The 24,894-nt window shown below is 71.9% G+C and carries 17 protein-coding genes; 9 read left to right on the top strand and 8 right to left on the bottom strand.

Annotation, left to right across the window (positions count from 1 at the left end):
- The first annotated feature begins 407 nt into the window (after positions 1-407).
- Positions 408-857, top strand: coding sequence for a PTS sugar transporter subunit IIA (locus ACWD10_RS26565; RefSeq protein WP_451095199.1), 450 nt, complete (start codon positions 408-410; stop codon positions 855-857).
- A gap of 81 nt (positions 858-938) precedes the next feature.
- Positions 939-2,609, top strand: coding sequence for a phosphoenolpyruvate--protein phosphotransferase (gene ptsP / locus ACWD10_RS26560; protein ID WP_451095197.1), 1,671 nt, complete (start codon positions 939-941; stop codon positions 2,607-2,609).
- Positions 2,610-2,702: 93 nt separating this feature from the next.
- Here the strand turns inward: ptsP and ACWD10_RS26555 are convergent, their stop codons facing one another.
- Both ACWD10_RS26555 and ACWD10_RS26550 read right to left on the bottom strand, forming a co-directional pair.
- Entirely contained in the window at positions 2,703-3,590 is an 888-nt protein-coding gene (locus ACWD10_RS26555) for a hypothetical protein (protein ID WP_451095195.1), read from the bottom strand.
- An 88-nt stretch (positions 3,591-3,678) separates the two neighbouring features.
- The gene (locus tag ACWD10_RS26550; protein WP_451095193.1) at positions 3,679-5,655 is read right to left on the bottom strand and encodes an acetoacetate--CoA ligase; all 1,977 of its coding nucleotides are present in this window, start codon (positions 5,653-5,655) and stop codon (positions 3,679-3,681) included.
- Positions 5,656-5,871: 216 nt separating this feature from the next.
- On the opposite strand from ACWD10_RS26550, the gene ACWD10_RS26545 reads away from it, so the two are divergent.
- Positions 5,872-8,250: a glycoside hydrolase family 31 protein gene (locus ACWD10_RS26545; protein ID WP_451095191.1), complete on the top strand. Its 2,379-nt coding sequence runs from the start codon at positions 5,872-5,874 to the stop codon at positions 8,248-8,250.
- Between the two features lie 126 nt (positions 8,251-8,376).
- Here the strand turns inward: ACWD10_RS26545 and ACWD10_RS26540 are convergent, their stop codons facing one another.
- Positions 8,377-8,973, bottom strand: a complete 597-nt coding sequence (locus tag ACWD10_RS26540) for an NUDIX domain-containing protein (protein ID WP_451095189.1) — start codon at positions 8,971-8,973, stop codon at positions 8,377-8,379.
- Between ACWD10_RS26540 and ACWD10_RS26535 the strand changes: the two genes are divergently transcribed.
- The 6 genes from ACWD10_RS26535 (at position 8,972) to glpK (ending at position 16,217) form a co-directional block, all read left to right on the top strand.
- The gene (locus ACWD10_RS26535) at positions 8,972-9,778 is read left to right on the top strand and encodes a M15 family metallopeptidase (protein WP_451095187.1); all 807 of its coding nucleotides are present in this window, start codon (positions 8,972-8,974) and stop codon (positions 9,776-9,778) included. The genes ACWD10_RS26540 and ACWD10_RS26535 overlap by 2 nt on opposite strands.
- 49 nt (positions 9,779-9,827) lie before the next feature.
- Positions 9,828-10,298, top strand: coding sequence for a Zn-ribbon domain-containing OB-fold protein (locus ACWD10_RS26530; protein ID WP_451095185.1), 471 nt, complete (start codon positions 9,828-9,830; stop codon positions 10,296-10,298).
- Positions 10,295-11,488 (top strand): lipid-transfer protein, encoded by a 1,194-nt coding sequence (locus tag ACWD10_RS26525; protein ID WP_451095183.1) that lies wholly within the window; start codon positions 10,295-10,297, stop codon positions 11,486-11,488. The genes ACWD10_RS26530 and ACWD10_RS26525 overlap by 4 nt, the downstream gene beginning before the upstream one ends.
- 165 nt (positions 11,489-11,653) lie before the next feature.
- Positions 11,654-13,411 (top strand): EAL domain-containing protein, encoded by a 1,758-nt coding sequence (locus ACWD10_RS26520; protein WP_451095181.1) that lies wholly within the window; start codon positions 11,654-11,656, stop codon positions 13,409-13,411.
- A 438-nt stretch (positions 13,412-13,849) separates the two neighbouring features.
- Positions 13,850-14,578 carry an MIP/aquaporin family protein gene (locus tag ACWD10_RS26515; RefSeq protein WP_451095179.1) on the top strand — a complete coding sequence of 243 codons (729 nt, stop codon included), beginning with the start codon at positions 13,850-13,852 and terminating at the stop codon, positions 14,576-14,578.
- A gap of 127 nt (positions 14,579-14,705) precedes the next feature.
- On the top strand, positions 14,706-16,217 hold the full coding sequence (glpK, locus tag ACWD10_RS26510) for a glycerol kinase GlpK (RefSeq protein ID WP_451095177.1): 1,512 nt from the start codon (positions 14,706-14,708) through the stop codon (positions 16,215-16,217).
- A gap of 132 nt (positions 16,218-16,349) precedes the next feature.
- Here glpK and ACWD10_RS26505 read toward each other — a convergent pair whose 3' ends face one another.
- From ACWD10_RS26505 to ACWD10_RS26485, 5 genes are all read right to left on the bottom strand, one after another.
- Positions 16,350-16,961, bottom strand: a complete 612-nt coding sequence (locus ACWD10_RS26505; RefSeq protein ID WP_451095175.1) for a GTP-binding protein — start codon at positions 16,959-16,961, stop codon at positions 16,350-16,352.
- Between the two features lie 137 nt (positions 16,962-17,098).
- Entirely contained in the window at positions 17,099-20,725 is a 3,627-nt protein-coding gene (locus ACWD10_RS26500; RefSeq protein WP_451095173.1) for a hydantoinase B/oxoprolinase family protein, read from the bottom strand.
- A gap of 162 nt (positions 20,726-20,887) precedes the next feature.
- A complete protein-coding gene (locus ACWD10_RS26495; RefSeq protein WP_451095171.1) occupies positions 20,888-21,292 on the bottom strand; it encodes a DUF742 domain-containing protein in 405 nt (134 codons plus the stop codon).
- A 9-nt stretch (positions 21,293-21,301) separates the two neighbouring features.
- Entirely contained in the window at positions 21,302-21,739 is a 438-nt protein-coding gene (locus tag ACWD10_RS26490) for a roadblock/LC7 domain-containing protein (RefSeq protein WP_451095169.1), read from the bottom strand.
- The gene (locus ACWD10_RS26485; RefSeq protein ID WP_451095167.1) at positions 21,736-24,738 is read right to left on the bottom strand and encodes a sensor histidine kinase; all 3,003 of its coding nucleotides are present in this window, start codon (positions 24,736-24,738) and stop codon (positions 21,736-21,738) included. Before ACWD10_RS26485 ends, ACWD10_RS26490 begins: the two co-directional genes overlap by 4 nt.
- Positions 24,739-24,894: the final 156 nt, after the last annotated feature.

Genomic DNA, 24,894 nt, shown 5'->3' with positions numbered 1-24,894 from the left:
CTTTTGGCACGCTGTTGAGTTCTCAAGGAACGGACGCTTCCTTCGTACTCACCCTCTCGGGCTTTCCTCCGGGCGCTTCCCTTCGGTGTTTCCAAACTCTATCAGGTCTTTTCCGGACTCCCGACCACGGTGCTTGCGAACATGCAGCACCGGATCCAGGGATAGGATCGACGCGATGAGGATGCCGCCGAGGCTTTGCGCTTGGCGCGCTGTGCGGCCTCAGGCAGGGGCACGACAGTACACGCCACGACGGAGTGGACGCAAATCGTTTGCGGTACGTCGTACGCCTGTTAAGTGGGACCAGTTGTGCGGAACCGGGACTTCTTATGACTTACCCTTCTGAACAGTGCGTCGTCCCGGACAGGTAGTGACGACGCAGATGACTCTCCACCCCTGGGAGGCTCCCCATGACGACCGTGACGTCCCCACTTGCCGGGCGCGCGATCGGGCTCACCAATGTGCCCGATCCGGTGTTCTCCGGCGCGATGGTGGGACCCGGTACGGCAATTGATCCCGTGCGTGAGCCGTCGGAGGCTGTCGCTCCTGTTGACGGTGTCGTTGTCTCTCTTCATCCGCACGCCTTTGTCGTAGTCGACGGTGACGGGCACGGCGTACTGACGCACCTCGGCATCGACACCGTTCAGTTGAACGGCGAGGGCTTCGAGCTGCTCGTCAACAAGGGCGACGCGGTGCAGCGAGGACAGAGCATCGTGCGTTGGGACCCCGCGGCCGTCGAGGCCGCCGGGAAGTCGGCGATCTGCCCGGTCGTCGCGCTCGAGGCCACGGCCGACTCCCTCTCCGACGTCAACGAGGACGGCGATGTGAAGGCCGGCGACTCGCTGTTCGGCTGGAACTGACGTCAGTGCCGCTCTGGGCAGCGGCAGGTACCTCATTCATCGCGGTGGCCGAGTCCACCGCAGTTATCGGAGACGGGTGAAATGGAGACAACGCTGCGAGGCGTCGGCGTGAGCCACGGGGTGGCGATCGGCGAGGTTCGGCACATGGGGACGGCGGTGCTCGAGCCGCCGGCCAAGCAGATTCCCGCGGAGGAGGCGGAGCGCGAACAGGGGCGCGCCCGCCAGGCCGTCGAAGCGGTGGCCGCCGACCTGATTGCGCGCGGCAATCTGGCCGGTGGAGAGGCTCAGCACGTTCTTGAGGCGCAAGCCATGATTGCTCAGGACCCGGAGCTCATGGCCGACGTCGACCGGCGGATCGCCGTTGGCAGCACCGCGGAGCGGGGCGTCTATGACGCCTTCTCGCACTATCGGGAGCTGCTCGCCGGTGCCGGTGAGTACATGGCGGGGCGCGTTGCCGACCTCGATGACGTGCGCAACCGGATCGTGGCGCGGCTCCTTGGTGTGCCGATGCCCGGTGTGCCGGACAGTGACAAGCCGTACGTCCTGATCGCGCGGGATCTCGCGCCGGCCGATACCGCGCTGCTCGACCCGACGCTCGTGCTCGGCTTCGTGACCGAGGAGGGCGGGCCGACCAGCCACAGCGCGATCCTCGCTCGGGCACTCGGGGTACCCGCCGTGGTGGCGCTGCCGGGGGCCACTGAGCTGGCCGAGGGTTCGGTCATCGCCGTGGACGGCAGCACGGGTGACATCTTCGTCGAGCCGAGCGCAGAGAAGCGGGCCGAGCTCGAGCGGGCGGCCGAGGAGCGGAAGGCCGCGCTTGCGGCTGCGACCGGGCCCGGTGCGACGTCCGACGGGCACAAGGTGCCACTGCTCGCGAACGTGGGCGGTCCCGCCGATGTGCCAGCGGCGGTGGAGGCCGGGGCCGAGGGTGTCGGGCTGTTCCGCACCGAGTTCCTGTTCCTGGACGACAGCAAAAAGGCGCCGTCCGAGGAGAAGCAGGTCGAGGCGTACCGGAAGGTGCTCGAGGCGTTCCCCGAGGGGCGCGTCGTCGTGCGGGTGCTCGATGCCGGTGCCGACAAGCCGCTTGACTTCCTCACGCCGGGCGACGAGCCGAACCCGGCGCTCGGTGTGCGGGGGCTGCGGACACTGCTCGACCACCCCGAGGTGATGCGGACGCAGCTGACCGCGCTGGCCAAGGCGGCCGAGGGGCTGCCGGTGTACCTCGAGGTCATGGCGCCGATGGTGGCCGACCGGGTGGACGCGAGGGCGTTCGCGGACGCGTGCCGCGATGCCGGGCTGCAGGCGAAGTTCGGTGCGATGGTGGAGGTTCCGTCGGCCGCGCTGCGGGCCCGCTCGGTGCTTCAGGAGGTCGAGTTCCTGTCGCTTGGCACCAATGACCTGGCGCAGTACACCTTTGCCGCCGACCGGCAGGTCGGTGCGGTGTCGCGGCTTCAGGACCCGTGGCAGCCCGCGCTGCTCGACCTGGTGGCGCTGTCCGCGGAGGCCGCCAAGGCCGAGGGCAAGAGCTGTGGTGTCTGTGGTGAGGCCGCGTCCGACCCGCTGCTCGCGTGTGTGCTGACGGGTCTTGGGGTCACCTCCCTTTCTATGGGTGCTGCTTCGATTCCGTATGTGCGCGCGACGCTGGCCAAGTACACGCTCGCGCAGTGCGAGCGTGCCGCCGCCGCGGCGCGTGCCGCGGACACGGCGGACGAGGCCAGGGCCGCGGCGCAGGCCGTGCTGTCCGGCGAGTGAGGAGTTGAGGGGCCGGTAACTGCCGGTTTCTGCCGAGGGGTGTCCCGCCTGTGCGGGGCACCCCTCGGTGTTTTCGGTTGTTCAGCGCGGATGTCAGTGCGGATGGTTGCCGGGGTCGGGGGCGAGGGGTGGTGGTGTGCCGTACTCGACGCCCGGTTCCGGTGCGAGGGGTTCGCCCGTCTCGGCGTCGGTGCAGTAGGCGGCGAAGACTTGGGCCTCGGTGAGCGGGACGAGCCGGTCGGGGCCGAGGCGCCAGCCGCTGACGTGGTCCGGGGTGCCGGGCCTGCTGGTGCGCAGGACGACGCCGCCGGGGGCCTGGGTGGCGAGGCCTGCGGCCAGGACGGTGGTGAATTCCAGGGCGTCCGACTCGTCGAGGGTCGTCGTCTGCGATGCCGTGCTGTCGATGCGGAGGGCTGCCAGGAGTGCGGTGTCGTCGACGCTGACGCTGGTGACGAGGTGGTGGCTGCCCGGGGTGAGCGCGGCGCAGATGCTGGTCAGGAGTTCGGCGGCGCGGTTGAAGGAGGCGCGGCCGATGTCTTCGCCGCAGTCGGCGCAGTCGCCGATGGTGGCGAGGATGTGCTGGGCGTACTCCCAGATCGACTGGCGGGCCGTGGTGTCGATGAGGTCGGGGACGAGGTCGGTCAGGGCCCGGCCGTCGTACGGCACGGTGGGGCTGTCGGTGGCGAGTTGGGCGGTGAAGTGGCCGCGGCTCGTGGGGGTGTCGGGGTCGAGGCCGGTCTCGGTGCAGTACGCCGCGTACTCCTCGGGGTCGAAGAGGGCGAGCGTGGTGTGCCGGCCGTCGGCGCGGAGGGTTCTGAGCAGGCGCTCGACCTCGCGCAGGTAGGTGGGGTGGTCGGCGAAGGTGAAGGTGCGGTACCGGCGCATGGCCGAGAAGTCCGTTTCGTCGGCCAACAGGCCGATGGTTCCGGCGACTTCTCGGCGCAGCGCGCGGCGCAGGGTGCGGTGGTCTGCGGATGTCATGTCTCCCCCTGGACATCGGAACGTATGGTCGATCAGTGCTCACTCACCGTAGCGGCGAGCACTGACAACGGCCGGGGGGAGCGGTGGGTCAGTCGCTGTCGCGGGCGAAGTCGGCGTAGAAGCGGAGCAGGTCCAGGTTGTCGACGGAGCCGGGGTTGACCGCCTTCTCCAGCGGGGCGCCCTGGAGGAGGCGCTTGACGGGGACCTCGATGCGCTTGCCGGTGAGGGTGTGCGGGACGCCGGGGGCTTCGATGATCTCGTCGGGGACGTGTCGGGGTGAGAGCTGTTCGCGGATGGCCTGCTTGATGCGCGTACGCAGGGCGTCGTCGAGGGTGGCGTCGGGGGCGAGGTGGACGAAGAGGGGCATCCAGTAGCCGCCGTCGGGGAGTTCGACGCCGATGACGAGGGATTCGCGGATCTCCGGGAGGCGTTCGACGACCTCGTAGATGTCGGCGGAGCCCATGCGGACGCCCTGGCGGTTGAGGGTGGAGTCGGAGCGGCCGTGGATGACGACGGAGCCGCGGGAGGTGACGGTGATCCAGTCGCCGTGGCGCCAGACGCCGGGGTAGGTGTCGAAGTAACTGTCGTGGTAGCGGCTGCCGTCGGGGTCGTTCCAGAAGTGGATCGGCATGGACGGCATGGGGTTGGTGACGACGAGCTCGCCGACCTCGTCGATGAGGGGCTTGCCCTGGGGGTCCCAGGACTGGAGGTCGGTGCCGAGGCAGGCGGCCTGGAGTTCGCCGATGTGAACGGGCAGCGTCGGGACGGCTCCTGCGAAGCAGGAGCAGACGTCGGTGCCGCCACTGACCGAGGCGATCCAGAGGTTGTCGCGCACTTCGTCGTGGAGCCAGCGGAAGCCGTCGGGCGGGAGTGGTGAGCCGGTGGTGGCGACGCACTGGACGCGGGAGAGGTCGTGGTCGCGGGAGGGGTGCACACCGGCCTTGCGGCAGGCCATGACGTACGCGGCCGAGGTGCCGAAGAGGGTGGCTCCGGTGCGTTCGGCGATGGCCCACTGGGCGCCGGTGTCGGGGTGGCCGGGACTGCCGTCGTACAGGACGACGGTGGTGCCCGTCAGGAGGCCGGAGACGAGGAAGTTCCACATCATCCAGCCCGTGGAGGTGTACCAGAAGAACCGGTCGTCGGGGCCGAGGTCGCAGTGGAGGCCGAGCTGCTTGAAGTGCTCGACGAGGATGCCGCCCTGGGACTGGACGATCGCCTTGGGCAGGCCGGTGGTGCCGGAGGAGTAGAGCACCCACAGGGGGTGGTCGAAGGGGACCTGTTCGAAGACGGGTTCCGTGTCACCTTCGGTGAGGGACGACCATTCGAGGGTGCCTTCAGGGGCCGGGGTGCCGAGCAGCGGGATGTGCACCACGGCGCGCAGGGTGGGCAGTTCACGGCGGAGTTCGGCGACGGTGTCGTGGCGGTCGTGCTCCTTGCCGCCGTAGCGGTAGCCGTCGACCGTGAACAGGACGACCGGCTCGACCTGTTGGAAGCGGTCAAGGACGCTGCGCGCGCCGAAGTCAGGGGCGCAGGAGGTCCAGACGGCGCCGACGGAGGCGGTGGCGAGGAAGGCGACGACGGCTTGCGGGATGTTCGGCAGGTAGCCGCTGACGCGGTCGCCGGGGCGGACGCCGAGTGCGCGGAGTTCGGCGGCGAGGGAGCCGACCTGGCGGCGCAGCTCGGCCCAGGTGACGGGGCGGGGCTCCTGGGTCTCGTCGACGGCGAGGAGCGCGGGGGCGTCGGGGCGTTCGGCGGCGGCGCGCAGGGCGTGCTCGGCGTAGTTGAGGGTGGCGCCGGGGAACCACTGGGCGCCGGGCATGGAGCGGTCGCCGAGCACGCGCGCGTAGGGGGTGGAGAACCGGATGTCGAACCAGTCGACGACGGCCTTCCAGAAGGTCTCGAGCTCGGTCACGGACCAGTGGTGCAGGGCCGCGTATCCGCCTTCGGCGGGGGCGCCGTACCGCGCGGCCGCCCAGCTCTGGAAGCGGGTGATCGCGGCGCTGTCGATACGGGCCTGATCGGGTGCCCAGAGGGGCTGCGGCGGCTGCGGTGCGGCGGTGGACACGGGGCGGCTCCCAAGCTGTACGCGGTGTGGGCGACGGCCACGCGCACGTGCTGAGGTGGTGCGCGTGACGTGGCGTACAGGACGATGCCACGTGATCGACTTCCGCACCAGGGTGGTTGGCCACATGGTCGGCGCTGTGAAGGTGTGCCCCTACTGCGGGTGAACGGGAGTTGAACGCGCCCTCTCGCGCCCCCGCGTAATGACAGGCTGAGCTGCATGAACGGTCTTGACGTCGTGCGTTCGGTGAAGGCTGCGGGGCTTGGGCGCCCGGCGCAGAAGCTCCTCGAGGTGCGGGCGGCCTTGCGCAGGCGGCGAGCGGACGCGGTCGGCCTGGCGCCGCGCGGGGCCGAGCGCGCGCGGGTGCCCGGGGCGGTGACGGGTGTCGAGCCGGGGCCCGGCGGTGGTGTGGTGCGGTTCGCCCGGTCGGAGCTGCTGGTCCGGGTGACCGAGGGCGGGGCGGTGTTCTGGGGCTGGGACGGGGCGCGGCCCGAGCCGTCGTACGCCGTCCTGGGCGGTGGCCCGGAGCCGGATGCGCGGGCCGTCCTTGAGCCGGACAAGGAGGGCGGCTGGCGGGTCGTCTCGGAGCGCGTCACGGTCGTGGTGTCGCGGCACGGGGGTGTGGAGGTGCGCACGCCGGGCGGTGTGGTGCTGCGGCGTGAGCTGCCGCCGCGGTGGTGGGAGCCGGAAGGCGGCGGTCCGGCGCGCTGGGTGCAGCGGTCCGAGGTGGCCGCGGACGCGCGGTTCTTCGGGCTCGGCGGTCGGGCGAGCGGGCCACGGCTGCGAGACGGTACGTATCGTCTGTGGAACACGGACCCACACAACTCGTTCGGGCCGGGCGACGATCCGCTGTACCTGACGATGCCGACGCAGCTGGTGGTGGCCGACGCGGGGACGCATCTGGCCCTGTACGACAACCCGTGGGACGGGTACGTGGCGCTGCGCGAGGGCGTGGAGGGTGCGGGGTCGGGCCACGACCGGCTCGGGGGCAGCGAACTGCGCATGGAGGGCGGGCCGTTGCGCTGCTGGGTGGCGGTGGGTCCGCCCGCGCGGGTGCTGCAGACGCTGGTGGCGCTGACCGGTGCGCCCGCGGTGCCGCCCGGGTGGGCGCTCGGGTACCACCACGCGCGCTGGGGGTTCGGCAGCGAGCAGGAAGTGCGGCGGATCGTCGGGGGGTACAAGGAGCGCGGTCTTCCGCTGGATGCGGTGCATCTGGACATCGACCACTACGACGCGCACCGGGTGTTCACGGTGGACCGGAAGCGGTTCCCCGGACTGCCGGACCTCGCCGAGGAGTTGGGGCGGGACGGCGTACGCCTGGTGTCGATCGTGGATCCGGGGGTCGAGGCGGAGCACGGGAACGAGGTGTACGACGCGGGGCACGCCCTTGACGTGTTCGTGCGGGACGCGCGCGGGCGGGAGGTCAGAGGGGTGGTGTGGCCGGGGGAGGCCGTCTTTCCGGACTTCACGGCGCCGAAGGTGCGGCAGTGGTGGGGCGGCCTCTACGAGGAGCGCCTGGCGCAGGGGTTCGCGGGGTTCTGGCACGACATGAACGAACCGGTGTCGTTCACCGCGTTCGGGGAGCGGACGCTGCCCCGGTCGGCCCGGCATGACCTCGACGGGGTCGGCGGCGACCATCGGGCCGCGCACAACGTATACGGCCTGTGCATGGCTCGGGCGGCCCATGAGGCGCTGCGGGAACTGCGGCCGGACGAGCGGCCGTTCCTGTTCTCGCGGTCCGGCTGGGCGGGGATGCAGCGGTACGGGGGCACCTGGTCCGGGGATGTGGCGACGGGCTGGCCGGGGCTGCGGGCCTCGTTGTCCCTGGTCATCGGGGTCGGGCTGTGCGGAGTTCCGTACTCCGGGCCGGATGTGGGCGGGTTCGACGGCAGCCCGTCGCCGGAGCTGTATCTGCGCTGGTTCCAACTGGCGGCGTATCTCCCGCTGTTCCGTACGCATGCGGCGATGGGCGCCGGGCGCAGGGAGCCGTGGGAGTTCGGGCCCGAAGTCCTGGAGCACGCGCGCGTGGTCATGGAGGAGCGCCGCCGTCTGCGCCCCTATCTGATGTCCCTGGCCCATCTGGCGCACCGCACCGGCGCTCCTTATGTACGGCCGTTGTGGTGGTCGGCGCCGGAGGACCGGGCGCTGCGGGACTGTGAGGACGCGTTTCTGCTGGGCGACGCTCTCCTTGTAGCGCCGGTTCTGGAGAGCAGCACGGACCGGCGGGCGGTACGGCTGCCGCGCGGGCGCTGGTACGACACGGGGACCGGCCGGGCGTACGACGGTCCGGGCCAGGTCCTCGTCGACGCGCCGCTCTCCCGCATCCCGGTGTTCGCCCAGGCGGGCGCGGTGCTGCCGGTCCGGTCCCCGGACGGGAGCGTCGATTTGGAAGCCTGGGCACCGCCCCGGGGACGCACCGTCTCGTCCGTGGTGATCCGGGACGCGGGCGACGGCTGGGACCGGCCGGAGGCCGAGCGGTACACGACGCGGTGGGTCGGACGGGGCGGCAAGGACCGAGTGGTGGTCGAACGGCAGGGGGACGACGGGAGCGTGGTGGCTGTGGAGGGGGTTCGGGTGCGGGGGGCGGAGGGGAACTGACGGTCGGTGGGCTGGTCCCGGGACGGTCCTCCCCCACCAGCTCCGCCTACCGGCCCCCGCCTACCGGCCCTCGACCAGGCGTACCGACCCCGCTTATCGCTCCTCGAACCAGGCAAACCGCCCCGCCTATCGGCCCTCGTACCGGCCCTCGAACCACGCGTGCAGGGCCTGGGTGCGCAGCGGGAACCCCAGGGTGGCCGGAGTGCGTTGGATCTGGTAGCCGGTGGTTTCGGGGGTCGGGGTCGACGGGGGCAGGTCACGGGGATGGCGTGGGGACAGCAGGCCGAAGAGGAGGAGATGGCCGTTCGGGGCGCTCAGGGCGTCGGCGAGCCGGACTTCGGTGGCGGGGGCCGCGATGCCGGTTTCCTCGAAGAGTTCGCGGACGACGGCGGACCGCCAGTCCTCACCGTCGTCGAGGTAACCGCCCGGCAGGGCGAGGCGGCCGCGGGCCGGGGCGATCGCGCGGACCACGACGACCAGGCCCGGCTGCTCCCCGGGGCGTTCCGGCAGCACCGGCAGGAGCGCCACCGCTACCGGCAGTGGGTTGCGGTACGCCGTATCGCCGCAGGCGGGGCAGGTGCGCGGCCAGCCGTCGGTGACGGCGTAGGGCGCGCCACAGCTCGAACAGTGGGAACCCTTGCGGGACTTGTCCTCGAACGCCGGACGGGCCGATAGTTCCGGGCCTTCCGCCCACCCCGCCCGCCTGATAGACGCATGGGTCATGACTCGACTCCCCTCCGTACTGCGGACCCTCGCCGTGGCCGCCGCCACGCTGCTCACCGTCACCGTCGCTCCGGCGAACGCCCAAGCACGGCCGGAGACCAAGGCGCCCGAGGAGTTCGTCGCGCTCTTCGATGTGGACCCGACGATCCTGCAGGAGATGCGGTACACCACGCAGCACAACTTCGTCGGTGAGCGTATCGACGGGCACAGACAGCCGCTGTGCCTTCTGACCGAGTCCGCCGCCGAGGCCCTGCGGCGGGCGCAGGGGAAGCTGCTTGCGCGGGGCTACACGCTCAAGGTGTACGACTGCTATCGGCCGCAGCGGGCCGTCGACCACTTCGTACGCTGGGCCAAGGACCTCGACGACGAGCGGATGAAGGACGAGTTCTATCCGCGGGTCGAGAAGAACCGGCTGTTCGAGGACGGGTACATCGCGGAGAAGTCCGGGCACAGCCGGGGGTCCACGGTCGATCTGACGGTGGTGCGGCTGCCTGCCGCGCCGACCCGGCCGTACCGCCCGGGCGAGCCGCTCGTGCCGTGTTACGCGCCGCAGGACGAGCGCTTTCCCGACAACTCCGTTGACATGGGGACCGGGTTCGACTGCTTCGACACGTTGTCGCACACCGATGACCCGCGGATCGGTGCGGCGCAGCGCGCCAACCGGGATCTGCTGCGGGGCACGCTCGCCGAGGTCGGGTTCGTGAACCTGCCCGAGGAGTGGTGGCACTTCACGCACAAGCCCGAGCTGTTCCCCGACACCTACTTCGACTTTCCGGTGTCCCGGAGCTCGCTCACCGATCGGTGAGCATGGCACACTTCTGACGTTCCGTCAGATCCAGTGCCGAGGAGGGGACGTGGCGCGTACGCGGACGCCCGTGGTGGACGGCTGGTTCACCAGGAACGATGAAGGGACAGCAGGACCGGCGGGGGCGGCGGAGTTCCGGTTGCTCGGGACGCGGTGCGTCGACTGCGGGTCGGTGTTCTTCCCGCGCGAGGACACGTTCTGCCGCAACCCGGGGTGCGCGGGCGGCGAGTTGGCCGAGGTGCCGCTGTCGCGGCGGGGCACCGTCTGGTCGTACACGGATGCTCAGTACCGGCCGCCCGCGCCGTACGTCTCGGACCCGGACGCGGAGTGGCGGCCGTACACCCTGGTCGCCGTCGAGCTCGCGGCCGAGCGGCTTGTGGTGCTCGGGCAGGCCGTGCCCGGGGTGACGCCCGCGGATCTGGCGGTCGGGATGGAGATGGAGGTGGTGCCCGGCGTGCTCGATGAGGACGCCGACACCACCTGGACCACCTGGCAGTGGAAGCCGGTGAGCGAGGCGTGACCGCGCGGGAGATCGCCGTACTCGGCGCCGGAATGCACCCCTGGGGCAAGTGGGGGCGGAGCTTCGTCGCGTACGGGGTCGCGGCCGCGCGGGCCGCGCTCGCCGATGCCGGTGTGGACTGGCGGGACATCGGTTCGGTCGTCGGCGCCGACACGGTGCGCGGCGGCTATCCGGGGTACGTCGCCGGGGCCACCATCGCCCAGGCGCTCGGCTGGCAGGGGGCGCGGGTCTCCAGCGTGTACGCGGCGTGCGCGTCCGGGGCGCAGGCCATCGCCACCGCGCGCTCCCAGATCCTGGCGGGGCTCGCGGACGTCGTGCTCGTGGTGGGCGCCGACGCGGCCCCGAAGGGGTTCTTCCGGCCCGCGGGCGGGGAGCGCGCGGACGACCCGGACTGGCTGCGCTTCCGCGTCCTCGGGGCCACCAACCCGACGTACTTCGGGCTCTACGCACGCCGCCGGATGGCCGTACACGGCGATACGCTCGACGACTTCGCGCAGGTCAAGATGAAGAACGCGGCGGCCGGGGCGCTGAACCCGAACGCCCGCTACCGCAAGACCGTCACGGCCGACGAGGTCGCCGCGTCCGCCGTGGTCGCCGACCCGCTGCGGCTGCTCGACATCTGCGCGACCTCGGACGGCGGCGCCGCCCTGGTGCTCTCCAGCATGGAGTTCGCGCGGCGGCACGGCGCGGCCGACCCGGTGCGGATCCGGGCCGTCGCCACCGTCACGCCCACCTACCCCCAGACGGCGCTCGACCTGCCGGACATCGCGACCGACTCGGCCGCGGCCGTGGCACCGCCCGCGCGGCCGTTCCGCGCCTCCATCGCGCACGCGGCGTACGAGGAAGCGGGCGTCGGGCCCGAGGAGTTGTCGCTCGCCGAGGTCTACGACCTGTCCACCGCCCTCGAGTTGCAGTGGTACGAGGACCTGGGGCTGTGCGCCGAGGGCGAGGGTGCCAAGCTCCTGCGGGACGGGGCGACGTCGCCGGGCGGGCGGATTCCGGTCAATCCGAGCGGCGGACTCGCCTCGTTCGGAGAGGCCGTACCGGCCCAGGCCATCGCCCAAGTCTGCGAGCTCACCTGGCAGTTGCGGGGCGCCGCGGGCGCCCGGCAGGTGGCAGGGGCGCGGGTGGGGATCAGCGCCAATCAAGGGCTGTTCGGGCACGGGTCGTCGGTGATCGCCGTACGGTGAGCGGGGTGCGGCACGCCTGATGTGCGTGGCGCGCCTGATGAACGTACGGCATACGTGGGGGTGGCGAGCGCCCGGCCGGTACGCAGCGTGAGCACCCGGAAAAGCTGCGTGAACACTGCATGAACTGGGCTCCTGCACCGCGCGCGTAGGGGCCATCATGCTGCCGTGCGCCCCTCGACGGATACGCTCCGCTTCGCCTTCCAACCCGTCGTCAACCTGTCGACGGGAGCCGTGGCGGCGCTGGAGATACTCGCCCGCCCGGAGGCCGGCGACATCCTCGCCGAGGCCCGCCGCGATCCCGAACTCGACGCCAGGCTGGCCGCGTTGGGGGTGCGCGCGGCCGCCCGGCAGGAGACGCTGCTGCCCCTGCACGTCAATGTGTTCGCGGCGACCGCCGCCGACCTCGGGGGCCTCGCGGCGCTGCGCGACGCGGTGCACGCGTCCGGACGGCGGCCCTGGGAAGTGACCGTCGACCTCACCCCGCCGTATACGCACGTACCGCACCGGGCGCTGCTCGAAGCGGTCGGCGCGCTGCGCGACGAGGGGTTCCGGATCAGCGCGGACGGGGTCGGCGAGGGCGACGTACCGCTGCGTCTCCTGGTCGACATGGCGCCCGAACTCATCAAGCTGGACGCCTCGTTGCTGGCCCGCGAGCCCGCCGTACACGCGATGCGGGCGCTGTGCGAGCAGACGGGGGCGCTCCTCGCCGTGGAGGGCGTGGAGACGGAGCGGCAGTGCGCGGTGGCCCGTGCGGCCGGGGCACAGCTGGGGCAGGGGTTCCTCTTCGCGCCGCCCGCGCGCAGGCCCGCCCTGGACGTATATGTTCCGGGCCTGGACGGCGGCGTGCACGGCCTGGCTGTCGGTGTGCCGGGCGACTCGGACGCGGGGGCTTCGGGAGCGGAGGACGGGGTCCGTCCGGGCGGTGCCGCACCTCGGCAGCCTGCCACCCGGAACGGGCCTTCGGTACGGCAGTTCGTGCGGCCCGCGGCGCTGTTGCCGGTCGCCGCGTCGGCCGGGCAGGTGCGGGATCTGCTCATGGGCTCCCCCGAGGTCTCCGGGGTGCTGCTCGTGGACCCGTCCGGCGTGCCGGTGCGGGCGCTCGACCGGGACCGCTTTCTGCTCTCGCTGTCCGGGCGGTACGGGCACGCGCTCTACGCGGCACGACCGGCGGCCCGGCTCGCGGACGCCCCGCGCACGGTCGGTGCGGACGCCACCGCCTGGCAGGTGCTCGACGTGCTCGCGGGCGGGGAGCGCGGCCGGGCCGGGGACGATGTGGCGGTGGTGGACCGGGACGGGCGCTGCGTCGGCGTCGTACGCCTGGCGGACCTGGTGCGGGCGCTCGCCGAGAGCCGGGTCGAGGAGGCCGCGGCGCTCAACCCGCTGACCCGCCTTCCGGGTTCGGACGCGGTCGCGCGCGAGGTGGACCGTTGGATCGCGGCGGGGCGGCGGTTCGCGCTGAGCTGGCTGGACGTGGACGGGTTCAAGCGGATCAACGACGAGGCCGGGTTCGCGGCCGGTGACGAGGTGATCCGGGGCGTCGGCGGAGCGCTCCAGCGGGCGGCCTCCGGAGCGGCCGGGGTGACCCGAGTGGGCCACATCGGCGGCGACGACTTTCTGCTCCTGGCCGACCCGGAGGCGCTGGCTCCGGTGGCCGCGGCCGTCCTGGACACGGCGTGGGCGGCGGGCGGGCTCGACGTCACGATGTCCCTGGCCACGGTGGACTGCCCACCGGGCACGGTGCGGGAGTACCGGCAGGTGGCGGGGTGGCTCGCGCCCCTGAAGCAGGCGGCGAAGGCGCTGCGCGGCATGAGCTGGGTGGTCGGCCGCGCCGGGGTGCCCGGGCACGAGGTCCGGCGGGGCATCGTGCCCGCTCAGGCCGGATGCGGGGCGGGTGCGGCCGGGGATCTGCGCGGGGTGCCGTAACGGTCGGGCGCGGGTACCGTGTCGATACGGCTCCGGTGCCGCGACCGCGGGACGCGGCGATACGGCGGTACGGCCCCGGGGTGCTTGACCGTTCGGCGTGGAAGGGGCAGGAGGCGTCGGCCGGAGCGGCGGCGGGCGATGCGGCCGAGAACCGTTGTCGTCCACGACCTTGACGCTCTGTCGGGCGCGGTGAACACTTCCGGGTGTCAGTCGGCATCGCCGCTCTTATGCACGGCGCCACACGGCGCCGCAGGGTCCTGACCAGCGCTCGCTTGCGCTTCAGGCCACTCCCCACGGGCGATTCGGCTGCGACGGCACGCTCGTCACGGACGCCGGGCGGGGCGCGGGTCACCCCTGCTCAGGCCGACGTAGCCGTGGGAAACGCACCCTGCACGGAGCACCGGGGCGAGGGCCCCGGGCGAGGGCCTAGGAGCCGCCATGTACTCGAATGGGGATGTTCTCGTCGGCGAGATCATCGGCACCGGAATTCTGGTTCTGTTCGGCGCGGGCGTGGTCGCCGCGGTCAGTCTCCGCCTGTCCAAGGCCAAGTCCTCGGGCTGGATCGTCATCGCCTTCGGCTGGGGCTTCGGCGTCATGGCGGGCGCGTATACGGCGGCGCCGCTCTCCGGCGGTCACATCAACCCCGCGGTCACGCTGGGCACCGCCATCAACTCCGGTGACTGGAGCCAGGTGCCGCTCTATGTCCTGGGCCAGATGATCGGTGCGTTCCTGGGCGCGGTGCTCTGCTGGGCGGCGTACTACTCGCAGTTCAAGGCGAACGAGGACCGGGAGAACGCCATCGGGACCCTGGGGGTCTTCTCCACCATCCCGGAGGTCCGTAACCCCGCCGCGAACCTGGTCACCGAGATCATCGCGACCATGGCCCTGGTGCTTCCGATCCTCGCCTTCGGCCTCACGAAGGGGCTCGGCGAGTCCGGGACGCTGATTCTTCTGGTGGCCTTCCTGGTGGTCGGCATCGGCCTGTCGCTCGGCGGTCCCACGGGGTACGCCATCAACCCGGCCCGCGACCTGGGTCCGCGGATCGCCCACGCCATCCTGCCGATTCCCAACAAGGGCACCTCGGACTGGAGCTACTCGTGGGTCCCGGTGGTGGGTCCGCTGGTGGGGGCCGCGCTGGCCACGGGCATCTTCAAGCTGGCCTTCTGATCCCGGCCTTCTGATCCCGGCCTTCTGATCCCGGCCTTCTGATCGCCTCCGGGCGCCTGCCGGGCGGTCTTCACCCACGCAGCGCGGCCTTCCGGGCCCGACCGCAGCCTTCCTTGAGGGGAACGTCATGACGGACAAGTTCGTCGCCGCGATCGACCAGGGCACCACGTCGAGCCGGTGCATCATCTTCAACCAGGACGGTGCGATCGTCGCCGTCGACCAGCGCGAGCACCGGCAGATCTTCCCCAAGCCCGGGTGGGTGGAGCACGACGCCACCGAGATCTGGTCCAAGGTGCAGGCCGTGGTGGCCGGCGCGGTCGCCAAGGCCGGGCTCCGTGCCGACCAGCTCAGCGCGCTCGGCATCACCAACCAGCGCGAGACGACGGTCCTGTGGGACCGGGCCACGGGCAAGCCGGTGCACAACGCGATCGTCTGGCAGGACACCCGTACGTCCGCGCTGTGCACCGAACTCGGCGGCAGCGACGGCCAGGACCGGTTCCGCGAGGCCACCGGGCTGCCGCTCGCCAGCTACTTCTCCGGACCCAAGGCGGCCTGGCTGCTCGATCACGTGCCGGGCCTCAGAGCCCGCGCCGAGCGTGGCGAGATCGCCTTCGGCACCATCGACTCCTGGCTGATCTGGAACCTCACCGGCGGCACCGACGGCGGCGTACACGTCACCGACGTGACCAACGCCGGGCGCACCATGCTGATGAACCTGGAGACGCTGCAGTGGGATCCGTCGATCCTCGCGGCGATGAACGTGCCCGAGTCGGTGCTGCCCGAGATCAAGTCCTCGGCCGAGGTGTACGGCACCGCCACCGGGCAGCTCGCCGGGGTGCCGGTGGCCTCGGCCCTCGGCGACCAGCAGGCGGCGGTCTTCGGCCAGGCCTGCTATGACACGGGCACCGCCAAGAACACCTACGGCACCGGCAGCTTCCTGCTCCTCAACACCGGGAACCGGCCGGTGCCGTCGAAGAGCGGGCTGCTGACCACGATGGGCTACCAGATCGGCGGCGAGGCGCCCGTCTACTGCCTCGAGGGCTCCATCGCGATCACCGGAGCCCTTGTGCAGTGGTTCCGGGACCAGCTCGGCATCATCCGCAGCGCCGACGAGATCGAGCCGCTCGCGGCGAGCGTCGAGGACAACGGCGGGGCCTATATCGTGCCCGCGTTCTCCGGCCTGTTCGCGCCGTACTGGCGCTCGGACGCGCGCGGCGTGATCACCGGTCTGACGCGGTACGTCACCAAGGCGCATCTCGCCCGCGCGGTCCTGGAGGCGACGAGCTGGCAGACCCGTGAGGTCGTCGACGCCATGTACCAGGACTCCGGGGTGAAGATCACCACCCTCAAGGTCGACGGCGGCATGACCAAGAACAATCTGCTGATGCAGCACCAGGCGGATGTGCTCGGCGTGCCGGTGGTCCGGCCGAAGGTCTCCGAGACCACCTGCCTGGGCGCCGCGTACGCCGCGGGGCTCGCGACCGGCGTATGGAGCGACCTGGACGAGCTCAAGGCGCACTGGCAGAAGGACGCGGAGTGGACGCCTCAGATGGACGCGGAGGCGCGGGAGCGCGAATACCACAACTGGCACAAGGCGGTTGAGCGCAGCTTCGGCTGGCACGAGGACGGCGCGGAGTAGCCGGCCCGCGCCCGGCTTCTGACGCCGCCGCAGCGGTTTGGCTTCGGCCAGCGGCTCGTACCCCGGTCGGCGGGGGTACGGGCCGTTCCGCCGGGGTGGTTCTAGGGCCCGCGAAGATCGGGGAGACGGGCCCTAGGTGCTCGCTGCCGCGCGGCGGCGAGCGGCCGCTCGCGCCATGGCGTGTTCCACGACGGTGATCAGGACGGCTTTCACGGACTCGCGCTCGCGCGCGTCGCAGAGCACAACGGGGACGCCGTCGTCGAGGTCGAGGGCCTGGCGGACCGCGCCCTCGGGGTAACGGGCGGCGCCGTCGAAGCAGTTGACGGCCACCATGAAGGGGATGCCGCGACGCTCGAAGTAGTCGACGGCGGCGAAGCAGTCCTCCAGGCGGCGGGTGTCGGCGAGCACCACGGCGCCCAGGGAGCCCTGGGCCAGCTCGTCCCAGAGGAACCAGAACCGGTCCTGGCCCGGCGTGCCGAAAAGATAGACGACCAGGTCCTCGCGGATCGTGATGCGGCCGAAGTCCATCGCCACGGTCGTGGTCCGCTTGCCCGCCACGCCGTCGGTGTCGTCGACCGGGCGGCCCGCCTCGGTCAGGTCCTCCTCGGTGCGCAGTGGCCTGATCTCGCTGACCGCGCCGACGAGGGTGGTCTTGCCGACCCCGAAGCCGCCGGCCACCAGGATCTTGAGGGTGACCGGCTCGATCGGGGGCTTGCGCCGTGCCGAGCGCCCGAGGATCGCCATGGGACCGACTCCACTCCTGAACTGCGTTGACCTTGAACACCCGTGCGACATGCGAGAGTTGCGGGGGCGACTTTAGCGGTGAGCGCATTCCGGTTCAGCCGTGGTGAAACATCGTGGCCGGATCGTGGCCGAACTGATCATGACGGTGTGCCGTAGCCGCCTCCGCCCGGGGTCTCCACGATCAGTACGTCATCGGACTCCAGGTGGGCCGAATCGGCGCCCCCGAGCCGTACCACCGAACCGTCCGCGCGTGCCACGGAGTTGGCGCCCAGGGCGCCCGTCCCGCCGCCCGCCATGCCGTACGGCGGGACGCGGCGGTGCCCGGAGAGCGTGGAGACCGTCATCGCCTCCCGGAAGCGGATGCGCCGGATCGCGCCGTCACCGCCGCGCCAGCGGCCCCGGCCGCCGCTGCCCTCGCGTACCGCGAACTCCTCCAGGAGGACCGGCAGCCGCCACTCCAGGACCTCCGGGTCGGTGAGGCGGGAGTTGGTCATATGGGTCTGCACCACGGGCGCCCCGTCGAAGCCGTCACCCGCGCCGGAGCCGGAGGCCACCGTCTCGTAGTACTGGTAGCGGTCGTTGCCGAAGGTGACGTTGTTCATGGTGCCGGAGCCCTCCGCCTGGACGCCGAGCGCGGCGTAGAGGGCGCCGGTGATGGCCTGCGATGTCTCCACGTTGCCCGCGACCACGGCGGCCGGGGGTTCGGGCGACAGCATCGAGCCGCGCGGCACGACGATCTTCAGGGGGCGCAGGCAGCCGTCGTTGAGCGGGATGTCGTCGGCGACGAGGGTGCGGAAGACGTACAGGACGGCGGCGTTGACCACGGCGTACGGGGCGTTGAAGTTGCCGGGCAGCTGGTCGGACGTGCCGGTGAAGTCGACCGTCGCGGAGCGGTTCGCGCGGTCCACGGTGACCTGGACGCGGATGACGGCTCCGGAGTCCGTCTCGTAGGCGTAACTGCCGTTGTCCAAGGCGTCGATGACGCGGCGGACCGCGTCCTCCGCGTTGTCCTGGACGTGCCGCATATAGGCCTGCACGACGTCCAGGCCGAAGTCGTCGATCATCTTGCCGACCTCCTCGACGCCCTTGGCGTTGGCGGCGATCTGGGCGCGGAAGTCGGCGAGGTTGGTGGCGGGGTTACGGGAAGGGTAGGGCGACTCGGTGAGGAGACGGTACGTCTCGTCCTCGCGGAAGCGTCCGTTCTCGGCGAGCAGCCAGTTGTCGAAGAGGACGCCCTCCTCCTCGATCCGGCGGCTGTTCGCGGGCATGGAGCCGGGTGCGATGCCGCCGATCTCCGCGTGGTGGCCGCGCGAGGCGACGTAGAACAGGATGTCTGCGCCCTCGGCGCCCTCGGCGCCTTCGGTGTCGAAGACCGGGGTGATGACGGTGACATCGGGCAGGTGAGTGCCGCCGTGGTACGGGTCGTTGACCGCGTACGCGTCGCCGGGGCGCATGGAGGGGCGGCGGCGCCGGATGACCTCCTTGACGCTGGTGCCCATCGAGCCGAGGTGGACGGGGATGTGCGGGGCGTTGGCGACCAGGTTGCCGTCCGGGTCGAAGAGGGCGCAGGAGAAGTCCAGGCGCTCCTTGATGTTGACGGACTGGGCGGTGGACTCCAGGCGGGCGCCCATCTGCTCGGCAATGGACATGAAGAGGTTGTTGAACACCTCGAGGAGCACGGGGTCCGCGGCCGTGCCCGCTTCCGGGCCCGCCTGCGCGGCCACCCGTTCCATGACCAGGTGGCCCTCGTCGTCGAGGGCCGCGCTCCAGCCCTCGTCGACGACCGTGGTGGCGTTTGCTTCCGTGACGATCGCGGGGCCGGTCACCCGCTCCCCCGGGGGCAGCTCCGATCGCCGGTACAGAAGGACGTCCCGACTTTCGCCGCCCGTGTGCAGGGTCGCGGTGGCCGGTCCGCCGTCGCCACGCGCGCGTGCCTCGGCAAGGCCGGAGAGGTCCGGCGGCTCGGTGACGCCGGTCGCCTCTACGGAGAGGGCCTCGACGATGACCGGGCGGTCGAGCGTGAAGGAGTACGTGGCGCGGTGCCGGTCCTCGAAGGCGGCCGTCATCGTCTTCGGGTCGGTGAGGTCGACGGTGAGCGTGGTGTCGGTGCCGTCGTAGCGGAGCTGGGCGCGGCGGGCGGTACGGATACGGCCCTCGGGCACGTCCTCGGCGCGGAGTTCGGCGCGGGCGGCCTTCTCCAGGGCGTCGGCGGTCTCCCGGACCCGGGGCATGGCGGCGTCTTCGAGCGGGGCCTCGACGGACTGCTCGCGCATCGCCGTCGTATCGGCGAGTCCGATGCCGAGGGCGGACAGGACACCGGCCATGGGCGGTACGAGGACGGTGCGGATGCCGAGCGAGTCGGCGACCGCGCAGGCGTGCTGGCCGCCGGCGCCGCCGAAGGTGGTCAGGGCGTACCGGGTGACGTCGTGCCCCTTCTGTACCGAGATCCTTTTGATCGCGGCGGCGATATTCGCGACGGCGATTTGCAGATAGCCCTCCGCGACCTGCTCCGGGGTGCGGTCGTCGCCGGTCCGCTCGCGGATCTCGGCGGCGAGCGCGGTGAACCGCTCCCGGACCAGGTCGGCATCGAGCGGCTGGTCGCCGTCGGGGCCGAACACATGTGGGAAGTGGTCGGGTTGGATGCGGCCGAGCATCACGTTGGCGTCCGTGAGGGCCAGTGGGCCGCCACCGCGGTAGCAGGCGGGTCCGGGCTCGGCGCCCGCCGAGTCGGGCCCGACCCGGTAGCGGCTGCCGTCGAAGTGCAGGATCGAGCCGCCGCCCGCGGCGACCGTGTGGATGTCCAGCATCGGGGCGCGCAGGCGGACCCCGGCGATCTGGGTGGTGAAGACGCGCTCGTACGCGCCCGCGAAGTGCGAGACGTCCGTCGACGTGCCGCCCATGTCGAAGCCGATGACGTGGTCGAACCCGGCCCGCTGGGACATCCGGGCCATGCCGACGATGCCGCCCGCGGGCCCGGACAGGATGGCGTCCTTGCCGCGGAACTGCCCGGCCTCGGCGAGCCCGCCATTGGACTGCATGAACATCAGGCGTACGCCCCGGAGTTGCTCCGCGACCTGCTCGACATAGCGCCTGAGGACCGGCGAGAGATAGGCGTCCACGACCGCCGTGTCACCGCGCGGCACCAGCTTCATCAGCGGGCTGACCTCGGAGGAGAGCGAGATCTGCGGAAACCCGACGCGCTCCGCGAGCCGCCCGATGGCCTCTTCGTGCGCGGGGTGCAGATGGCTGTGCATGCAGACGACGGCGAGCGCCCGGATGCCGTCGTCGTAGAGCCGCCGCAACTCCGGGGCGAGCGCGTCGAGATCGGGCGGTGTGAGCACGGTGCCGTCCGCGAGGATCCGCTCGTCCACCTCGACGACCCGCTCGTGCAGGAGGCCGGGCAGCGCGATCTCGCGGGCGAAGATCTGCGGGCGGTTCTGGTACGCGATCCGCAGGGCGTCCCGGAAGCCCTTGGTGACGACGAGGGCGGTGCGCTCGCCGGTGCGCTCGAGGAGGGCGTTGGTGGCGACCGTGGTGCCCATCCGGACGGCGTCGATCCGGGCCTCATCGGGCGGTACGTCCAGGAGTGCGCGCATGCCCGCCACCGCGGGGTCGCGGTAGCGGGCCGGGTTCTCGGAGAGCAGCTTGTGGGTGAGCAGACGGCCGTCGGGGCGGCGGGCCACCACGTCCGTGAAGGTGCCGCCTCGGTCGACCCAGAACTGCCAGCCGGGGCCTGCGGCGCTGCTCGGTTCGGGTGCTGTCACGGGGTCTCCTGCCTCGGCCCGGGGGGTGTCCGGGGTTTCTTTCCCCTGTCCCGCCCCTTCCCGAAACTGGGGGCTCCGCCCCCAGACCCCCTTGTCGCGCTCAACGCGCTCGTCCTCAAACGCCGGACGGGCTGGTGGTTGCGGACGGGCTTGATTTGGCCCCTATAGCGCGCGCAGGCCGTTGATCACGTCCCGCAGGATGCTCTCGTCCGGCAGCTCGGCCGGAGGGACGGGCCGGGTGACGTGTACCAACTCCTGGGCGACCAGGTCGCCGACCAGGACCCGGACCACGCCGATCGGCAGGTCGAGCTCGGAGGCCAGCTCGGCCACGGACTGCGGGGCCGCGCGGCACAGTTCGACGATGTCGACGTGCTCGGGCGCGAGGCTCTGGTCCGCCTCCGGGTCGTCCGCGCGGGCCTCCGCGACCACTACGGCGATCAGGTCGAGGCGGTGCTGGCCCGCGCTGCTCGTACGGCCGCGCGTCATGGCGTACGGACGCACCACAGGGCCCGCGTCGTCGTCGAACCAGTGGCGCGCCCCGTGACCGTCGTTCCCGTGGATGGTCATGCCATTCCACTACCCACCGGCGGGCAGATCGGTACGCGGCGCGGTGCCCAGATGTACGCCCACCCGCTTCACCAGGAGCGTCATCTCGTACGCCACCAGGCCCACGTCGGAGTCCGCGTCCGCGAGCACCGCGAGGCAGCTGCCGTCGCCCGCGGCCGTGACGAACAGGAAGGCATCGTCCAGTTCGACCACGGTCTGCCGGACCCGGCCCGCGTCGAAGTGCCGCCCGACGCCCTTGGCCAGGCTGTGGAACCCGGAGGCGACGGCCGCCAGGTGCTCGCCGTCCTCGCGGGTCAGGTCGGCCGAGACGCCGGTGGGCAGGCCGTCCCCGGAGAGCACCACCGCCTTGCGGATGCTCCCCACGCGCGCGACCAGCTCGTCGAGCAGCCAGTTCAGCTCGCCCGAGACCCGGCTTCCGGTTCCTGTGGCGGTCTTCGGTGCGGTCATAGACCGTCCCCCTCGGGTGTGGTGCTTGTGCGGTGTGGTCGGGGTGTGGCGTTCGGGGCGGGCGACGCGGCGTCCGGTCGCGGCAGGTCGCGTATGTCGGCGTCGACGCGCGGGTCTTGCGGGTCTTGCGGGTCTTGCGGGTCTTGCGGGTCTTGCGGGTCTTGCGGGTCTTGCGGGTCTTGCGGGTCTTTACGTACGTCGTCACGTTCGTCGTCGGCTTCTCGTACGTCGTCGGCGTCGGCGCCCGCCGAGTCCGACGCCCGCGGCTCCGTCGGCCGTCCCGACTCGGGCTCCCCGTTCTCGCGGCGGCCGCGCTGCCAGCCGCGCTGAAGGGAGGCCATCCGGCTGCGGACCTGCTCGGCGTCCCGCTCGCCCGTGTCCTCTTCGCGTACGGGCTCGGGGCCCTGGCTCTCCTTCAACTGCGGGGCCAGGGAGGCCTGCCGGACGCGGCGGGGCAGGGCCACGGTGGGGTCGTCCGGCGCCGGGTCGGGGGCCGGGGCGGTCGGGTCGGGACCGTCGGCCGGCGGTGCGGGGCGCTCGGCGGTGCGGGACGGCGCACTCGGGCGGGGCCGGTCGGTGCCGGTCACGGGGCGGCCGTGCGAGCTGACCAGCTTCGGGGTGCGGCGGCGCGGCAGCGGCACCGGGCCGCCGCCACCGGGGCGGGAGCTGCCGCCGGAGCCGTCCCTGGCGTCCCTGTCCCGGGCCTGCTGGTACTCGGCGGTGCGGCCGTCCGGGGCCGGGCGGCGGCGCGGCCGGAACAGGCCACCGCGCTCGCTGTCGTCGTCCTCGATGTCTTCGAGGTCGCCAAGCTCGCCCAGGTCACCCAGCTCGCCCGCGGCGCCGATGCCGTCGACCACGCCGAGCTCCCCCGTGTCCCGCGCGGAGTCGCCGAGGCCGAGCCCCAGGCCGCGGCCACGTCCGGTGGCGCCGACCGGTGCCTCCAGCTCGACCGGGCCGTCGAAGACGGACGGCGAGATTCCCGGCAGCACCAGGGGCGTACGGGAGAGCGGGCCGCCGCGCTGGTCGGACGTGCCGTTGCCGTCCTGCCGCGCGGAGCCGCGGGCGCGGTCCAGGCGGATGCCCGCGCCGCCCACGGAGTCGGAGTCCGGCGGGTCGGTGAGCAGGGCGTCCGGGATGAAGACCACGGCCGTCGTACCGCCGTACGGCGAAGGCTGGAGGGAAACGCGCACGTTCTGCCGCTGCGCGAGGCGGCTGACCACGAACAGGCCGAGCCGGTCGGTGTCGGAGAGCTCGAACTCGGGGGTCTCCGCGAGGCGCAGATTGGCTTCAAGAAGCGCGTCGGGCGTCATGCCGAGGCCGCGGTCGTGGATCTCCAGGGTGAAGCCGTTGGCGACCCGCTCGCCGTGCACCTGCACCGCGGTGTGCGGGGGCGAGAACACCGTGGCGTTCTCCAGGAGTTCGGCGGTGAGGTGGGTGAGGTCGGCGACGGCCGGTCCGGTCACGGCGACCCGGGCGAGGCGGCGTACCTCGATCCGCTCGTAGTCCTCGACCTCGGCGACCGCCGCGCGCACCACGTCCATCAGCTGGACGGGCTTGCGCCACTGCCGGGACGGGGCGGCCCCGGAGAGGATCACGAGGCCCTCGGCGTGCCGCCGCATGCGGGTGGTGAGGTGGTCGAGCCGGAAGAGGTCGCCCAGTTCCTCGGTGTCGTCGGTGCGCCGCTCCATGGTGTCGAGCAGGGTGAGCTGCTTGTGCAGCAGGACCTGGCTGCGCCGGGCGAGGTTCACGAACACCTCGGAGACGCCGCGGCGCATGTCGGCCTGCTTGACGGCGGCCTCGACGGCGGCCCGCTGAAGGGTGTTCAGGGCGTGGCCGACCTGGCCCAACTCGTCCTTCTCGTATTCGAGTCGGGGCGCCTCGGTCTCCACGTCGACCTGTTCGCCCGCGGCGAGCCTGCGCATCACGCTGGGCAGCCGGACCCCGGAGACCTCGTGGGCGTCCTTGCGGAGCCGGGTCAGGTCGCGGACGAGGCCGCGGCCGATGCGTACGGAGAGGAACACCGAGAAGAGCAGCGCGATCAGGCCGAGGCCGCCGACCACGCCGGCCCGGGCGAGCACGCCGAAGGCCTCGGGCATGACCCGCTCCTGGTAGCGGTCGCCCGCGGCGCTGTTGCGCTCGGCGAGGTCGTCTAGGACCTTGCCCGCGGCCTTGTCCCAGCTCTCCGCCGTGAGGCCGCGCGGTTCGCCGGGTTCGGCCTTGAGGACGGCCTTCTCCAGCTCGTGCAAGGGGGTGGTGGCGGGGCTCTTCCAGTAGCGCTCGAAGCGGGCGCGCTCGTCGGCGGGCAGCACCTCGAGGGCGATCTGGTTGCGCAGCTCGCGCTGGGCCACGAGGTCGGAGAACTGCCGCAGTTGGGTCCGGTCCAGGCGGTCCGCGACGAGGGCGGCGCCGAGCAACGCGTCCTCGCGGGCGAGGAGTTCGCGGGAGCGGGCCAGTCCGACGAGGGCCCGGGCCTGCCGGTCGAGCTCCGGGTCGTCGAGGCCGTGCAGGGTCAGGAGAAAGCTGTAGCAGGGGTCGACCAGGTCGTTGTACGACTTCAGCGCCTGCTGTGCGCTGATCGGGCCGTCCTCGACGGTGCGGCGCAGCGCGTCGATGCCCTCGAATGCCTCCAGGATGGAGGCGAGCCGGTGCTCGGAGTCATCGACCAACTTGTCCTGGACATCCGGGTCTTCGGCGTTCTTGCGGACCTTCGCCACCATGGCGTCGGTGGCCTCGCGCGTGCGGCGGAGTTCGGGGAGAGCGTCGGAGGCACGCGGATCGGCCAGATAGACCAGGGTCTGGCGGCGCTCGGCCTGAATGACCCGTACGGCGCGCTCGACGGGGGAGCCGACTTCCTCCCCGACATGGCTCACATCGAGGAGTTGAGCGGCCTCGCGCCAGGTGAGGGCGGTGGCGAAGCCCCAGATTGCGGTGAGGGCAATCAGCGGCACGAGTAGCAACGCCACGATCTTCCGGCGGATGGACTTCCCGCGAAAGCGCATGGCCTCCCCCAGCTCAACCCCCGATTCCGGGGGGCACTTACGGCTTTAAACGGCGCGAGCCTACTACTGCCGGATGACCAACTCGAAGACACGTCCAGTTACCTCCGGCCGCATTTTTGCCCGTACGCGCGCGGGGCGCCCCGAGTTGTCCCCTCT

Source organism: Streptomyces sp. NPDC002851 (assembly GCF_053591935.1).
Note: the sequence above shows the minus strand (reverse complement) of the source record. Positions and strands in the feature narration are given on the sequence as shown.